This window comes from Roseomonas sp. F4 (genome assembly GCF_053891155.1).
The window spans coordinates 1299691-1314647 of record NZ_JBSSHK010000001.1 but is presented as its reverse complement, the minus strand read 5'-3'; the positions used below and the strand labels follow the sequence as shown (position 1 = coordinate 1314647).

Here is a 14957-nt window from a genome sequence, read left to right as displayed (position 1 = left end):
GCATGCGCTGGCTTCTCCTGTTGGCCCTGCTGCTCGCCGCATCGCCGTCCCGCGCCGAGCCGGAGACGCTTGCCGCCTTCCGCATCACCCCGGCCGGTCGCGAGGCCCCGGCCTCCCTGCTGATTCCCGGCTCGCACCAGCCGGAGGTCGGGCTGCTGCCGCCGGACCCCGCGATCTTCGAGGGCCGCGACGCGCTGCTGCTGGAATCGGTGGAGGATGCGGAGGATGTCAGCGACCTGCTGCGCGCGCCACGCGGTTTCGACGTGCTGGCCCCCTTCCCGCCGGCCCAGCGGCGATTGCTGCAGGCTGCGGCGGACTGCACCCGGCTGATCCAGGAACCGCTGAGCCCCCTCGGCCTGTTCCTGGCGCTGATGGCCGCCAGCCAGCCCCCGGCGGCGCCCTGCCCCGGCATGCCCGCCCCGCCGCAGCCCCAATCGCAGGACAGCGCGGCAATGGCCTCCGGCGGCGATCCCTGGCTGCGGGTTCTTGCTCAGCGGCGCGGCATTCCCATCCAGGGGCTGGAAACGCGGCTCGAAATGCTGCTGACGCTGCGCGGCATGGGCGGCGATGCGGTGCTGCGGCTGGTGGGCCTTATGGCGCGGGAGATGCTGGGCGGCGGCGCCGCGCAGGCCGACCTCGCGCCGCTCGACGCCCAGATGGCGCAGGCCCTGCTGGCCGGTGACTTCGACCGGCTGCGGGCGCGCATGCTGGCCCCCATGGCCGGGGACCCGTTGCTGCGCGAGGCCTTCGCCCGGCAGATGCTGGATGCGCGCAATCAGGTGATGGCGCAGCGGCTGGCCGCAAGGCTGCCGCGCGACAGCCTGGTGATCGCGATCGGCGCCGGCCATGCCGCCGGGCCGCGCGGCGTGGTCGCCCTGCTGCGGCAGGCGGGGTTTGCGGTGACAGCGGTCCGCATCCCAACGCAGCGCCCGCCGCCGTGAACCACCCGGCACGCCGTTTGCATCATACCGGCCCCGCAACGCCGGAGAGACAAGATGACCACCCGCCGCCAGCTCCTCGCCGCCGCCATGGCCGCGCCGCTCGCCGCCCCCGCACTGGCCCAGGCCCCCTGGCCGAACCGGCCGGTGCGCATCCTGAACCCCTATGCCCCGGGCGGCACCAGCGACCTCATCATCCGTCCGCTGACGGACCGGCTGGAGCGCGCCTTCGGCCGGCCCTTCATCATCGAGAACAAACCCGGCGCCGGCGGCACGGTGGCGACGGCGGAAGCCGCGCGCGGCGTCGCCGATGGGCATACCCTGCTGGTCTCCAACACCGGCCCACTGGCGGTCGCGCCGGCCCTGTTCCGCAGCCTCGCCTATGATCCGCAGCGTGCCTTTTCCTGGGTCAGCATGCTCGGCGGCGCGCCCATCGTCTGCGCGGTGAAGGGCGACAGCCCGATGAACAGCCTGGCCGACTACAAGGCGATGGCGGCCCGGGCGCCGGAGACTGTGTCCTTCGGCTCCTCCGGCGTCGGTTCGATGGGCCATCTGACGGGGGTGATGTGGGCGACGGAGGCCGGGGTGCAGATGCTGCACGTGCCCTTCCGCGGCGCGGCGGAGGCGCAGCAGGCCGTGCTCGGCGGCAACACCACCTCGCTCTGGGACACCTCCGGCGCCAATGCCGCGGCGATCCGCGCCGGCAGCCTGAAGGCACTGGGGGTCTCCTCGCCAGAACGTGTCTCCGCCCTGCCGGAGACGCCGACGCTGGTGCAGGCAGGCTTCCCGGGCTCCGTCTCCACCAACTGGTTCCTGATGGCCGCCCCGGCCGGGCTGGACCCGGCGATCGCCGCGCGGCTGAACGCGGAATTGCAGGCCGGCCTCGCCGATGCCGCGATCAAGGCGCGGCTGGAGAGTGTGGGCGTGGTCTCGCTGGGGGATATGAGCCCGACGCGGATCGCCGAATTCGTCGCCAGCGAAACCGCGCGCTGGGCCCCGGTGGTGCGCGCAGCGGGCGTGACGCCGAGCTGACCCACAGCGATCCGGGCATCGGGGACGCCGCGCATTGGCATCGCGCGGCCTCTTCGCGTCGCAGCATCGGGGTGCCAGCATGGCAGGGCACAGATCGATGAGGGATCGCGGATGCCCCACCTCCCCCGGCGCAGCCTGCTCGCCCTGGCGGCGCTTAGCCCCACACTTGCGGCCGCACAGGGCGCGGATTGGCCGAACCGAGCCATCCGCATCATCGTGCCCTTCCCGCCCGGCGCCGGCACCGACCTGCTGGCCCGCGCCTATGCCCAGCGGCTGACGGAGCTGCTGGGCCAGCCTGTGGTGATCGAGAATCGCGCCGGCGCCAGCGGCATCATCGGGACGGAGGCCGCGGCCCGGTCGCCGGCCGATGGCTATACCATCCTGATGGCCAATTCCTCCGTGCTCGCCATCAACCCGGCCATCCGGCGCGCCCTGCCCTACGACCCGGTCGGCAGCTTCGATCCGGTGGCGCTGGTTGGCGCCAATGACAGCGCATTGGTGGTGCGCGCCAACTCTCCCTTCCGCAGCGTCGCCGATCTGTTGGCGGCGGGGAAGGCGCGGCCGGGGACGCTGACCTACTCCTCCGCCGGCACCGGCACCTCCACCCATATGGCGGCGGAATTCTTCAAGCAGATGGCGGGCGTGGACATCCTTCATGTGCCCTATCGCGGTAGCCCGCAGGCGGTGACGGATATGCTCGGCGGCCAGGTGGACATGACTTTCAACACGGTGAATTCCGTGATGACCGCCGTGCGGGACGGCGCCGCGCGGGCGCTGGCCACCACAGGCGCCACGCGCGACCCGCTGCTGCCGGATGTGCCGACCTTTTCCGAACTCGGCTTTCCCGCCTATCAGGCGAGCGGCTGGCTGGGTTTCGTGGTGCCCTCCGGCACCTCGCCAGCCATCATCAGCCAGTTGGCCTCCGCCATCGCCCAGGTGGCGGCCATGCCGGGCTTTTCGGAGCGGATCTCCGCCATCGGCATGAAGCCCACCATCAGCACCCCCGCCGAATTCCGCGCCATCATCGCGCCGGAGATCGAACGCTGGACGCAGGTGGCACGGCAGGCCGGGGTGCAGGTGGAGTGATGCTGACACGGGAGACAGTCAGCGGGACGCGCCATGCGGTCTCGGCTGGGCATTACCTGGCGAGTTCCGCCGGCTTCGCGGTGCTGGAGGCCGGCGGCAATGCCGTCGATGCGGGCTGCGCCGCCGGGCTGGCGCTGGGCGTGCTGCATCCGGATCTGGTGAGCGTCGCCGGCGTCGCGCCCATCACGCTGCGTACGGCGGCGGGCGTGGTGGAGACCATCGCCGGCGTCGGCCCCTGGCCGGCGGCGACGGATGCGCAATTCTTCCAGCGCGAGCATGGCGCCAAAATGCCGGCGGGCGTGTTGCGCACAGTGGTGCCCGCCGCGCCCTGCGCCTGGATCACCGCCCTGCAACGCCACGGCACCATGGGTTTTGCCGACATTGCCGAACATGCGATCCGCTTCGCGGCGGAGGGCTTTGCCGTCTATCCGCTGCTGGCGGAGAACATCGCCAATCACGCGGCAGAATATCGCCGCTGGCCGCAGAACGCCGCCATCTACCTGCCGAACGACAAGGCGCCGGAGGCCGGTGACCTGTTCGTGCAGACCGACCTCGCCGCCACGCTGCGCTTCATGGCCGATGAAGAACGCGCCGCCCGGGCGCGCGGCGCCGATCGCGTGGCGGGGCTGGAGGCGGCGCGGAATGCCTTCTATCGCGGCGACATCGCCCGTCGCATGGCGGATTTCATCCGGTCCGAGGGCGGTTGGCTGTCCCGCGACGATCTTGCGGCATTTCGCTGCCCCGTGCTGCCGCCGGTCAGCGTGCAATGGCGCGGCCAGCAGGTGTTCACGGGTGGTCCCTGGTGCCAGGGGCCGACGCTGTTGCAGGCGCTGCGCATGGCGGAACGCGCCGGGCTGGCCGAACTGCCGCACAACTCACCGGACTACCTGCATCTATTGGCGGAAATCCTGAAGATCGCCTTCGCCGATCGGGAACATCATGTCGGCGACCCGGAATTTGTAAAAGTGCCGCTGGCCGAGATGCTGTCGGATGCGCATGTCGCGGCGCGCGTGGCCTCCATCGACCCGGCCCGCGCGCATCCGGGCATGATGGCGCCGCTGATCGGGCGCGGCCAGGGCGTGCCACCGGCATCCGAGGCCGCCGATCCGCCGGTGGAGGCCGGAACCTCCTATGTCGCCGTTGTTGATCGCTGGGGCGGGGCGTTTTCCTCGGCGCCGTCCGATGCCTCCTGGTCCAGCCCGGTGGTGCCGGGGCTGGGCTTCGTGCCCTCCAATCGCGGCTCGCAGAACCGCACGGACCCGGCGCATCCGGCGGGTCTCGCGCCGGGCAAGCGGCCGCGGCTGACGCCGATGCCGGCGCTGGCTGTGGGCGCCGATGGCAGCGTGATGCCCTTCGGCTCGCCGGGGAATGACGTGCAGCCGCAGGCGCTGTTGCAGGTGCTGATGAACCTCTTCGTCCATGGAATGTCGCCCCAGGCGGCGGTGGAGGCGCCCCGCGTCGCCAGCTACGCCTTCCCCGGCACCAGCGCCCCGCATGACCACTTCCCGGCCCGCCTCGCCGTGGAATCGCGCATCCCCGAGGCGACGCGGGACGCGCTGGCGGCACGCGGCCATGTCATCCGGCTTTGGCCGGAACGCACCTGGCTGGCCGGCTGTGTCGAGCTGGTGCGCAAGGACAGCACGCGCGGCCTGATCTCCGCCGCCGCCGACCCGCGCCGCCCCGCCGCCGCCATCGCGATATGATGGCCGCCCGGCTGCGGCGCATCGGGGCCTTGGCGGCGCCGACGGCGCTGGTGGCGATCCTGCAGGTCACGGGGCAGCTCTCCGAAACCTGGCTGGCGGCGCGGCAGGGCACGGCGGCGCTGGCGGGCTGGGCCACGGCCCTGCCCTTCGTGCTGCTGATGCAGATGATGTCCACCGGCGCCATGGGCGGTGGCGTGGTTTCGGCCATCGCGCGGGCGCTGGGCGGCGGGCGGCGGGAGGAAGCCTCCGCCATGGTGCTGCATGCGGCGCTGATCGCGCTGGCCGCGGGGCTGATCTTCGCCATTCCGCTCGGGCTGTTCCCGCGCGCCATCCTGGGCGCCATCGGCGGCGCCGCGGCGGCGGAGGCGGCGGCGCCCTATGCCAGGTGGCTGTTCGGGCTGGGGGCGGTGCCGGTCTGGATGACCAATACACTCGCCTCCGTCCTGCGTGGCGGCGGGCGGCATGCGCTGGCGGCGCGGGTGCTGGTGCTGGCCTGGCTGGCTTTGCCCTTCACCGGCTGGGCGCTGGCGGAGCCCTTCGGCATGGGCCTGGCCGGGCTGGGGGCGGCGATGGCGCTGGTCTTCTGGGTGGCGACGCTGGCGATGGGCATCGTCGTGCTGCGTGGCGGCGCCGGCTTCGTGCCCACACTCCGCATGCGACCCCAGGCTGCGGTCTTCGAAAAGATCCTGTCGGTGGGCCTGGTGGCCAGCGGGCTGGCGGTGGTGGCCAACCTGGCGACCATCCTGGTGACGGCGCAGATGGCGGCGCATGGGGCGGTGGCCGTCGCCGCCTATGGCATTTCGGCCCGGCTGGAATTCCTGATGATCCCGCTGGCCTTCGGCATCGGATCGGCGCTGACCGCCCTGGTCGGCCGCGCGACGGGTGCGGGCGATTGGGCGGAGGCGCGGGCGCTGGCCTGGACCGGCGCGGCGCTGGCCCTGGTGCTGACCAGCGCGGCCGGGCTGCTGGTGGCGCTGCTGCCGGTGCAGGTGGCCTCCCTGTTCACCAGCGATCCGGCCGTGGTGGCGATCGCGGCGCGCGGGCTCGGCTATGTCGGCTTCGCCTTTGGCGGCTTCGGGCTCGGCATGGCGCTGTATTTCGCCAGCCAGGGCGCCGGGCGGATGGGCTATCCCGTCGCGGGCGCGCTGTCCCGCCTCGCGCTGGCGGTGGGCGGGGGATGGCTGCTGGCGGGGCCGCTGGGAATGGGGATCGAGGGGCATTTCCTCGGCGTGGCGCTGGGCATCACCGCCTATGGGGTGGTCACGGCGCTGGGCGTGCGGCCGGCGGTCTGGCGGGCACGCGGCTGACGCGGCAGGATGCCCCCAAGAAATGGGGGAAATGCATCCTTGGCCGAATCAGGGGAACTTGCCGCGCTGCGCGACACCGCGCGCCGCTTCGCCGAAAGCGAGGTCGCGCCACGCGCCGCCGAGCTGGACGAGAATGAGAGCTTTCCCGCCGATATCTATCGCGCGCTCGGCGGGCTCGGCCTGCTCGGCATGACGGTGCCGGAGCGCCTCGGCGGTGCGGAGGCCGGCGTGCAGGCCTATGCCATCGTCATGGAGGAGTTGTCGCGCGGTTATGCCAGCGTGGCGGACCAGGTCGGGCTGGTGGAACTTCTGGGCACGCTGCTGTCCGAACACGGCACCCCGGCCCAGCAGGCGCAATACCTGACTCCCCTGCTGCGCTACGAGACCAGCTGCGCCTATGCACTGACCGAGGCGGAGGCCGGGTCGGACCTCGCCAACCTGAAGACCACCGCGCGGCGCGACGGCTCCGACTGGGTTCTGAACGGCGAGAAGATGTGGATTCACATGGCCCCGCGCGCGGATTTCGCCGCGGTGCTGGCGCGCACCGATCCCGCCGCAGGGCATCGCGGCATGTCGATCTTCCTGGCCGATCTGAAGGCGCCGGGCGTGGAACGGCTGCGCAAGGAACACAAGATGGGCCAACGCGCCTCCCCCGTCGGAGGCTTGCGCTTTTCGGATCTGCGCCTGCCGGCGGAGGCGCTGCTGGGGCCGGAGGGGCGCGGCTTCCACATGATGATGTCGGTGCTCGATAAGGGACGCATCGGCATCGCCGCGCTAGCCCTCGGCATCCTGCAACGCGCGCTGGAGGAAAGCATTGGCTACGCCAAGCAGCGCGTGCAATTCGGCAAACCGATCGCCGAGCAGCAGGCCATCCGCTTCCTGATCGCCGATATGGCGAAGGACACGCATGCCGCCCGCCTGCTGGTGCGCGATGCCGCGCAGGGCATGGATGAGGGCCGTCGCGTGACGCTGGAGGCCAGCTTCGCGAAATGCTTTGCCAGTGATGCCGCCGTGGCGCGCACCGCCGATGCCGTGCAGATCCACGGCGGCAGCGGCTACATCCGCGGCGTGGTGGTCGAGCGGCTGTATCGCGACGCGAAGATCACGCAGATCTACGAAGGCACCAACCAAATCCAGAGGGTCATCATGGCACGCGAGATTCTGGCATGACGCGCCCCGTCGCATTGGTCACCGGCGCGCGCCGCGGCATCGGCCGCGCAAGCTGCGTCGCTCTGGCGCAGAAGGGCTATGACGTGCTCGGCTGCGACCTCGGCGAGGAGGGTTTCGCCGAAACCGGCGCGGCGGTGCAGGCCGCCGGCGGGCGCTTCGCCTGGTATCTCTGCGACGTGTCGGACCTCGATGCCGTCGATGCCATGGTCGAATGGGCCTGGGGCCTATGGGGCGGGGTGGAGGCGCTGGTGAACAATGCCGGCGTCGGCGCCATGCAGCGCGGCGACTTGCTCGACGTATCCAGCGCCTCCTGGGATCGCTGCCTCGACATCAACACCCGCGCGCCCTTCTTCGTCTCGCAGAACGTGGCGCGGCGGATGGTGGCGGCGGGGGCGCCGATGCGCGGCAATCGCGCACTGGTCTTTGTCTCCTCCGCCAATGCCTTGATGGCCAGCGCCGACCGCGCCGAATACAGCGCCAGCAAGATCGCCGTCAGCATGGTGGCGCGCTGCTTCGCCATCCGCATGGCGGAGGAGGGCGTACCCGTCTACGACATCCGCCCCGGCGTGATCCGCACCGACATGACTGCCCCCGTCACCGCCCGCTACGACCAGCGCATCGCCGAGGGCCTCTCGCCGATCCGCCGCTGGGGCGAAGCGGAGGATGTCGGCAATGCCATCGCCGCGCTGGTGACGGGCGCGATTCCCTTCTCGACCGGCGATGCCTTCCACATCGATGGCGGGCTGCACATGCACCGCCTGTAGGGCCGGCGGATCAGGGAATGGCGGAGAGGGGACGGTCGGCCAGCACCAGCAGATGGCCCTCCGAACAGCGTTCCACCCGGCCCGCCACGCCATAGACCGCGGCCAGCAGCGCCGGCGTCAGCGTCCCCTCCGGGGTGCCATCGGCCTGCACCGCGCCATGGCTCAGCGCCACCACGCGGTCGGCGAAGCGGGCGGCAAGGCCGAGGTCGTGCAGCACCACCACGCCGATCACCGCCTCCTCCCGCACCATGCGGCGGACCAGTTCCATGACGCAAAGCTGGTGGCGCAGGTCAAGCGCGCTGGTCGGCTCATCCAGCAGCAGCACATCGGGCCGGCGGACCAGCGCCTGGGCGAGGCCGACAAGCTGGCGCTGCCCGCCCGAAAGCCGGTCCAGCGCCAGCAGCGCCAGATCGGCGATCTCCAGCCGGCGCAGCAGATCCAGCCCCCGGCGCGTCGCCTCCGCCCCGCCGATGGCCGTGCCTCCGGGCACGGCGCGCAATGCGCCCACCAAGGTCTCCAGCACCGTCAGCGCCACGCCGCCGGGCAGGCCCTGCGGCATATAGGCCAGGTGGCGGGCGCGGTCGGGGATGCGCATGGCCAGCAGGTCCTGCCCGCCGAGGCGCACCGCTCCCCGCGTGCGCGGCACCAGCCCGGCCATGCCGCGCAACAGCGTCGATTTGCCGGCGGCATTGGGGCCGACCAGCGCGGTCAGCGTGCCCGGCATCAGCGGCGGCAGGTCCAACCCCTCGACCACCACGCGGCTGCCATAGCCCACGCGCAGCCCCTGCACGGTCAGCGCGGGCTTCATGCGACGCGCCCCCGCCCCATCACCAGCGCCAGGAAGACCGGCACGCCGATCAGGGCGGTGACGATGCCGATGGGCAGCATCAGCCCCGGCACCACCAGCTTGCCGATCACGGAGGCCAGCGCCAGCAGCAGCGCGCCGCACAGCGCGGAGGCCGGCAGGAAGAAGCGGTGATCCTCCCCCACCATCAGCCGCGCCGCATGCGGGCCGACCAGCCCGACGAAGCCGATGGTGCCGACGAAGGCGACGGACAGCCCGGCCAGCAGGCTGACCCGCAGCAGCGCGCCCCGCCTGGTCGCCCTTGTGTCCACGCCGAAGGATTGCGCCCGGTCCTCGCCCAGGCGCAGCGCGGTCAGCCGCCAGGCAGCCCGCGCGGTGAAGGGCAGCACCAGGGCCAGCGCGGCCGCCATCATGCCCACCTGCGGCCAGTTCGCCCGCGTCAGGCTGCCCATGGTCCAGAACACCAGCTGCTGCAGCGCCTGTTCGGTGGCGATGAATTGCAGCAGCGCGACCAGCGCGTTGAAGGCGAAGACCAGCGCGATGCCGAACAGCACCAGCGCCTGCACCCCCGCCCCGCGCAGCCGCGCCATGCCCAGCAGCAGCGCCATGGCGCCCAGCGAGAACAGGAAGGCATTGACCGGCACCAGCCAGGCGACCGGCAGGAAGGGCAGGCCACTGCCCAGCACCAGCGCCAGCGCCGCGCCGAGCGAGGCGGCGGAGGACACGCCGAGTGTGAAGGGGCTGGCCAGGGGATTGTCCAGCACCGTCTGCATCTCCGCCCCGGCCAGCGCCAGGGCGGCGCCCACCAGCATGCCCATCAGCGCCTGTGGCAGGCGCACCTGCCAGACGATCAGCCCGTTCAGCCCCTCCGCCCCCGGCCCGGCCAGCAGGGTGCGCAGCACCGTCTCCAGCGAAAGCCGCGCCGGACCGGTGGCGACATCCAGCAGGAAGGCCAGCATCAGCCCCAGCGCGAGCGCCGCCAGCAGGATGGCGCGGCGCAGCAGCAGCCGGCGGTAGCCGGCCTCGATGTCCAGGGTCATCCGGTGGGGAGGTCCACCCAATAGGTGCCGTCCATCGGGATGGACAGGAAGCGCCGGTTCAACTCCGCCACCGTCGCGGCGGGGTCCAGCATGCCGAAGCGGTCCGGATGCAGCGCGCGGGCCAGCGCCTCCACCGCCACCACATGGGCGGGGGTGTCGTTGAAGCCGTGCCACATGGCATGGGCGCGGCCGGCGGCGACCGCTGGCAGGCCGATCAGATGCTCGCGCTGGAGCATGCCGCGCAGACCCTCCCGCGCCGCCTCCGGCGTGATGCCACGCCCCATGACAACGCCGCCGCGCCCGCCATAGGGGCCGGCGGTCGCCACATAGACATCCGGGCTGCGCGACAGCACCTGCTCCAGCGCCACCGTGCCGGTGACGCCGGGCAGAACCTCCGCCCCCAGATTGATGCCGCCGGCGCGCCGGATGAAGGAATCGAACACGCCCTGCCCAGGCGAGGCACAGCAGGGCGTACCGCCGGCATGGGCGTGCATGAAGATGCGTGGCCGCGTCGTGACGCCGGCCAGCCCGTCATCCACCCGCGTCAGACGCTCGGTATGGAAGGCAGCAAACTCCCGCGCGCGATCCTCCGCGCCGATCAGCGCGCCCAGGATGGCGATGCTGCGGAGCGTGTCGCGCAGCGGGTCGGCGAAAAAATCCACCACCAGCGTCGGCACGCCATAGCCGCTCAGCCGGTCCGCCAGCGCCCGGGCATCGCCCGCCATGCTGCCACCCCGGCTCAGCACCACCGCATCCGGCCGGGCGGTCAGCACCGCCTCGATGGACAGGGTGTCCATCGTGCTGCGCCCGACCAGCGGCACCGCATCGGCGGCCGGGAAGCGGGCGCGCACGGCGGCATAGTCGGGCGGGTTCATCTGCCGCAGATCGCTGCCCCAGCCGACCAGCAGCGAGACCGGGTCGGGATGCAGCAGCGCCAGCGCCAGCACATGCCGCCCCTGCGCCAGCACGAGGCGGCGGGCCGGGCCGCGCAGCGTCACCTCCCGCCCCAGCAGGTCGGTGATGCGGCGCGGCGCCTGGGCGCGGGCGGCGCCGGCGATGCCGGCGAAAGCGGCGGCGAGCGTTGCCTGTTGCAGCGCCCGGCGGGTCATCATGCTCATGCCGCGGCGTCCTGCTTGCGGGTGGATCGGGCGTCGTCCTCACGCGCCACGGCGTGGTAGTCCGCGTCGCGGTCGTGGTCGAGCTGGCGGGCGTAGTCCGTCTCGCTCATGCCGAGCTTCCAATAGCCGATCACCAGCATGCGGCGGCGGTCGATGCCGCAGACATCGCGCAGATGCGCGCGGAGTGCCCGGGCGGCGGCGGATTCTGCGCCGACCCAGGCGAAGACATCCTCCCCCGGCGCGATCGCCAGCGCCTGCACGGCGCGGACCAGCGCATCGCTTTGGCCGGCGCCATGCGGGCCGTGATGCAGCCAGGTCACGCGCAGGCCCTGCGGGTGGCGCAGAGCCACTTCCTCCTCCGGCCCCGGCACCTCGATGAAAGCCTCGCCGCGCGCCTCGGGCGGCAGTTCGGCCAGGATATTGGTGATGGCGGGCAGTGCCGTGTGATCGCCGGCCAGGAGGGTGCGCGCCGCCGGCCGCACCGTGCGCCCCCCCAGCCCCGCGATGCCGGCCTCATCCCCCGGCCGCGCCCGGCCGGCCCAGCCGGAGGCCACGCCCTCCTCCCCATGCAGGACGAAATCGATGTCGAGTTCGCCGGCCTCGGGGTCGATGCGGCGGACGGTATAGGTGCGGATGGCGGGCTTCAGCGCCTCCTCCACCCAGACCGGCTTGCCGTCCGGCCCGCGCGGCGGCAGGTGCAGGGCGACGCCCGGGCGCGGCGGCACCAGCAGTTTCAGATTGGGCCCGCCGCTCAGACCGGCGCCTTCCGGCCCGCCGAGGGTGATGCGCCGCAGCCCCGGCGTGACGGCCGCCGTGCGCAGCACGACCAGACGCCGCATGTTGCGCCAGCGGGCGGCCCAGGCTGGGGCTGTCTCATCGGTCATGATCGGGGATCCAGGGCGAAGCGCAGGGCGCGGGACAGGGCGGCGGGCAGCACGGAGCCATGATTCTCGCCCGCGAATTCGATCTGCCGCAGGGTGCCGAGCGCCAGGCGCAGCGTCTCGGCGAAGGCCTGGATATGCGCGCCGATGCGGCGCGCGGCCATATGCGCCTGGCGCTCCGCCGGCAGCGCCGCATCGCCATGTTCCAGTTCGCCCAGCGTCAGCAGCAGGCGCAGTGCCGCCGCACCGGGCGGCGGCGCCGCGGCGAAGGCCGCGGCATCCCGCAGCAGGGCACCCTCCCCCCACCACAGCGACGGGCTGGCGGCGATGTGGTGCTGGAACAGGCCGGGGCGGTGCAGCAGCGTCCAGGCGACGCAAAGCCCGCCAAAGGAATGACCGAAGATGGCGCGGTTCGCGGGGTCGATCGGAAACTGGCTGGCGACGGCGGGCAGCAGCTCCGCCTCCAGCAGCGCGATGAAATCGGCAACACCGCCGCTGCCCTGCGGCGCATCGGGTACCGGCGGCGTGTAGTCCCGCAGCCGGGCGACAGGGTCATGCGTCGCCTCCCCGGCATGGCCGAGGCCGACGATCAGGGCAGGTCCCACGCCCGTCACCTCCGGCCGCCGGGACTGCATGCGCAGCGCCGCGACGGCGGTGGCGAAGGTGGCGTTGCCATCCAGCAGCAGCAGCAGCCGATGCCCCGCAGCAGGGGGCGGCGTTTCCGGCCAGGCGATCAGCAGGCGGTGGGCGCCGATATCCCGCGCCAGGCTGCGCGGCAGGCGAACGCCCTCATCCGCTACCAACGCATCCGCACCCCGGCCAGCACCGTCCGACCATTGCCGAAGTAGCAGTTGGTCGCGGAGTTGCAGCTCGAGATGTACTCCTTGTCGGCGATATTCGCCGCATTCAGCGTCAGTTCCACCCCGCGGGCCCGTTCGAAGCGCGCGCCCAGGTCGTAGCGGATCGCGGCATCGAACAGCGTGACCTCATCCACCTTGAAGGTGTTGGTGTCGGTGCCATAGGTGGAGCCGATGAAGCGCAGGCCGCCACCCAGGCCCAGGCCACGCAGCGGGCCCTCGGTGAAGCGGTAATTGGCCCAGCCGCTGGCCATGTGATTCGGCACCTGCGGCACGCGGTTGCCGGTGACGCCGGCCGTGTTGGAACGGGTGATCTCCGCGTCGATGAAGGCATAGGTGCCGATCAGGTCGAGATTGTCATTGAGGCTGGCGCGGCCTTCCAGCTCGATGCCCTGGGACCGGATCTCGCCCACCGGGGTGGAGTAGGTGGTGTAGACCGTGTCGGCGGTCAGCACGTTCTGCTGGCGGATATGAAAGCCCGCGAGCTGCACGAAGCTGTTCATGCCCGGCGGCTGGAATTTCACGCCGACCTCGAACTGCTCGCCCGTCGTCGGTTCGAAGGTGCCGCCACCGCGCTGCGGCGCCGCGGTGCCGGTATTGGGCAGGAAGGAGGTGGAGTAGCTGGCATAGGGCGCCAGGCCATTGTCGAACAGATACAGCAGACCGGCGCGCCAGGTGGCTTCCTGGTCGAGCTGCGAGAGCTGCGTGGCATTGGCGCCGGTGACCGTATGCGTGGTGGTGCCGATGCGGGCCTGGTCGAGGCGGACGCCCAGATTGAAGCGCCAGCGGCCGAGCGCCATCTGGTCCTGGGCATAGACGCCGAGCTGGTCCAGCTCCTGATTCGTCAGGGTGTTCAGGCCCGCGGAGATATTCGGGGCGGCGGTGTAATAGGTCGGGGTGAACAGATCGATCGTCGATACCCCGGCCGTGGCGCTGGCACTGCGCGTGCGGGCGGAGGTACGGAACCAGTCGATGCCGAACAGGGCGGTGTGGCGCAGTTCCCCGGTGCGGAAGGTCGCCTGGGCCTGGTTGTCCAGCGCATAGGAATTGGCGTGGTCGGAGACGAAGCTGGCGATACGGCTGCCGGTCCGGTCATTGCTGATGGACCGGATCGACAGGACCTTCACCTCCGCATCGATATGCGCGTAGCGAAAATTCTGGCGCAGGGTCCAGGTGTCGTCCACGCGATGCTCGAACTGGTAGCCGATCGAGGCCTGGCTGCGATTGAAGACATCATAGCTTGGATCGCCGCCAAAGAAGCCGCGGCTGACGCGCCCATTGGGATTGGCCAGCACGGTGCCGGTGGCCGGCACGAAGTTGTAGAAGCCGCCTTCCGGGTCGTTCTGGTAGGAGGCGAGGAAGGTCAGGGTGGTGTTGTCGCTGGGCCGCCAGGTCAGGGCCGGCGCGATGGCGATACGCTGTTCGCCGACATGGTCCACCTGCGTTTCCGCGGTGCGGGCGATGCCGGTCAGGCGGTACTGGAAGCGGCCATCCTCGGTCGCCGGACCGCCGAAGTCGAAGGCGGTCTGCAACAGCGCATTGGTGCCGGCCTCCAGCCGCACCTCATTCACCGGGGTTGCGGTGGGGCGGCGGCTGACCAGGTTCACAAGACCGCCGGCACCGGTCTGGCCATAGAGCACGGAAGCCGGGCCGCGCAGCACCTCGATCCGCTCCAGCAGCCAGGGATCGGTGTTGGGCACGCCGAAGGAACTGCCGCGGCCCTGGCGAAGGCCATCCAGATAGTTGACGAAGGCGGCGGAGGTGCCCTGCCCACCGAAGCCGCGCACGAAGACGCTGTCATAACGGGCGGAGGGCCGCACCTCCGGCAGCACGCCGGCGGTATAGCGCAGCGCCTGGGACACGCTGGCGGCGGCCTGGTCGTCGATCTGGTCGCGGGTGACGACGCCGATGGATTGCGGCGCCTCGATCAGCGGCGTGTCGGTCTTGCTGCCGGTGGTGGTGGTGGGCGCCACATAGCCACTCACCGGCTCCCAGGCCCGCCAGGCGGTGGCCTGCACGTCGATGGAGGGGAGTTGCAGCGCCTCGCCGGCGGGAAGTGCGGAGGGAGCCTCGGCGGGCGACGTGACCTGCGCCAGAGCGGGCGTCGCGAGCAAGGCCGAAAGTCCGAGCATGGCGGCCGCGGGGCGGCGGCCCGATCTTGCGGCGCGGCAATTCCTCATGGATCAGGACCTTCAGAATCAGCTTGTAAGGCCCGCTTTATCAATACTGCGAATAAGTCGCAATGTCATGGAAGCA

The 14957-nt window shown here is 71.6% G+C and carries 13 protein-coding genes; 7 read left to right on the top strand and 6 right to left on the bottom strand.

Features of this window, described 5'->3' with window-relative positions; translation table 11 throughout:
* Positions 1 to 2: 2 nt before the first annotated feature.
* From ACVFYP_RS06390 to ACVFYP_RS06360, 7 genes are all read left to right on the top strand, one after another.
* Complete coding sequence (locus ACVFYP_RS06390; RefSeq protein ID WP_499199284.1) at positions 3 to 941, top strand: TraB/GumN family protein; 939 nt, start codon at positions 3 to 5, stop codon at positions 939 to 941.
* Between the two features lie 54 nt (positions 942 to 995).
* A complete protein-coding gene (locus ACVFYP_RS06385) occupies positions 996 to 1970 on the top strand; it encodes a Bug family tripartite tricarboxylate transporter substrate binding protein (protein ID WP_499199283.1) in 975 nt (324 codons plus the stop codon).
* Positions 1971 to 2081: 111 nt separating this feature from the next.
* Positions 2082 to 3056 carry a Bug family tripartite tricarboxylate transporter substrate binding protein gene (locus ACVFYP_RS06380; protein WP_499199282.1) on the top strand — a complete coding sequence of 325 codons (975 nt, stop codon included), beginning with the start codon at positions 2082 to 2084 and terminating at the stop codon, positions 3054 to 3056.
* Positions 3056 to 4759, top strand: a complete 1704-nt coding sequence (locus ACVFYP_RS06375; protein WP_499199281.1) for a gamma-glutamyltransferase family protein — start codon at positions 3056 to 3058, stop codon at positions 4757 to 4759. Before ACVFYP_RS06380 ends, ACVFYP_RS06375 begins: the two co-directional genes overlap by 1 nt.
* A complete protein-coding gene (locus ACVFYP_RS06370; protein WP_499199280.1) occupies positions 4759 to 6066 on the top strand; it encodes an MATE family efflux transporter in 1308 nt (435 codons plus the stop codon). Before ACVFYP_RS06375 ends, ACVFYP_RS06370 begins: the two co-directional genes overlap by 1 nt.
* Before the next feature lie 39 nt (positions 6067 to 6105).
* A complete protein-coding gene (locus tag ACVFYP_RS06365; protein ID WP_499199279.1) occupies positions 6106 to 7236 on the top strand; it encodes an acyl-CoA dehydrogenase family protein in 1131 nt (376 codons plus the stop codon).
* Positions 7233 to 8000 carry a 3-ketoacyl-ACP reductase gene (locus tag ACVFYP_RS06360; RefSeq protein ID WP_499199278.1) on the top strand — a complete coding sequence of 256 codons (768 nt, stop codon included), beginning with the start codon at positions 7233 to 7235 and terminating at the stop codon, positions 7998 to 8000. The genes ACVFYP_RS06365 and ACVFYP_RS06360 overlap by 4 nt, the downstream gene beginning before the upstream one ends.
* Positions 8001 to 8010: 10 nt before the next feature.
* Here the strand turns inward: ACVFYP_RS06360 and ACVFYP_RS06355 are convergent, their stop codons facing one another.
* Genes ACVFYP_RS06355 through ACVFYP_RS06330 form a run of 6 tightly spaced genes read right to left on the bottom strand, consistent with a single transcriptional unit; the run spans position 8011 to position 14815 of the window.
* Positions 8011 to 8808 carry an ABC transporter ATP-binding protein gene (locus ACVFYP_RS06355; protein ID WP_499199277.1) on the bottom strand — a complete coding sequence of 266 codons (798 nt, stop codon included), beginning with the start codon at positions 8806 to 8808 and terminating at the stop codon, positions 8011 to 8013.
* On the bottom strand, positions 8805 to 9845 hold the full coding sequence (locus ACVFYP_RS06350; protein WP_499199276.1) for a FecCD family ABC transporter permease: 1041 nt from the start codon (positions 9843 to 9845) through the stop codon (positions 8805 to 8807). Before ACVFYP_RS06350 ends, ACVFYP_RS06355 begins: the two co-directional genes overlap by 4 nt.
* The gene (locus tag ACVFYP_RS06345; RefSeq protein WP_499199275.1) at positions 9842 to 10963 is read right to left on the bottom strand and encodes an ABC transporter substrate-binding protein; all 1122 of its coding nucleotides are present in this window, start codon (positions 10961 to 10963) and stop codon (positions 9842 to 9844) included. The genes ACVFYP_RS06350 and ACVFYP_RS06345 overlap by 4 nt, the downstream gene beginning before the upstream one ends.
* Complete coding sequence (locus ACVFYP_RS06340) at positions 10960 to 11847, bottom strand: siderophore-interacting protein (RefSeq protein ID WP_499199274.1); 888 nt, start codon at positions 11845 to 11847, stop codon at positions 10960 to 10962. Before ACVFYP_RS06340 ends, ACVFYP_RS06345 begins: the two co-directional genes overlap by 4 nt.
* Positions 11844 to 12647 (bottom strand): alpha/beta hydrolase, encoded by an 804-nt coding sequence (locus ACVFYP_RS06335; protein ID WP_499199273.1) that lies wholly within the window; start codon positions 12645 to 12647, stop codon positions 11844 to 11846. The genes ACVFYP_RS06340 and ACVFYP_RS06335 overlap by 4 nt, the downstream gene beginning before the upstream one ends.
* The gene (locus ACVFYP_RS06330; protein ID WP_499199272.1) at positions 12641 to 14815 is read right to left on the bottom strand and encodes a TonB-dependent siderophore receptor; all 2175 of its coding nucleotides are present in this window, start codon (positions 14813 to 14815) and stop codon (positions 12641 to 12643) included. Before ACVFYP_RS06330 ends, ACVFYP_RS06335 begins: the two co-directional genes overlap by 7 nt.
* Positions 14816 to 14957: the final 142 nt, after the last annotated feature.

Excerpts from the sequence above, each read along its gene's own strand:
- ACVFYP_RS06390 (WP_499199284.1), top strand. The coding sequence starts at position 3 with ATGCGCTGGCTTCTCCTGTTGGCCCTGCTGCTCGCCGCATCGCCGTCC.
- ACVFYP_RS06375 (WP_499199281.1), top strand. The coding sequence starts at position 3,056 with ATGCTGACACGGGAGACAGTCAGCGGGACGCGCCATGCGGTCTCGGCT.
- ACVFYP_RS06350 (WP_499199276.1), bottom strand. The coding sequence starts at position 9,845 with ATGACCCTGGACATCGAGGCCGGCTACCGCCGGCTGCTGCTGCGCCGC.
- ACVFYP_RS06340 (WP_499199274.1), bottom strand. The coding sequence starts at position 11,847 with ATGACCGATGAGACAGCCCCAGCCTGGGCCGCCCGCTGGCGCAACATG.
- ACVFYP_RS06385 (WP_499199283.1), top strand. The coding sequence starts at position 996 with ATGACCACCCGCCGCCAGCTCCTCGCCGCCGCCATGGCCGCGCCGCTC.
- ACVFYP_RS06380 (WP_499199282.1), top strand. The coding sequence starts at position 2,082 with ATGCCCCACCTCCCCCGGCGCAGCCTGCTCGCCCTGGCGGCGCTTAGC.
- ACVFYP_RS06370 (WP_499199280.1), top strand. The coding sequence starts at position 4,759 with ATGGCCGCCCGGCTGCGGCGCATCGGGGCCTTGGCGGCGCCGACGGCG.
- ACVFYP_RS06345 (WP_499199275.1), bottom strand. The coding sequence starts at position 10,963 with ATGAGCATGATGACCCGCCGGGCGCTGCAACAGGCAACGCTCGCCGCC.
- ACVFYP_RS06355 (WP_499199277.1), bottom strand. The coding sequence starts at position 8,808 with ATGAAGCCCGCGCTGACCGTGCAGGGGCTGCGCGTGGGCTATGGCAGC.
- ACVFYP_RS06360 (WP_499199278.1), top strand. The coding sequence starts at position 7,233 with ATGACGCGCCCCGTCGCATTGGTCACCGGCGCGCGCCGCGGCATCGGC.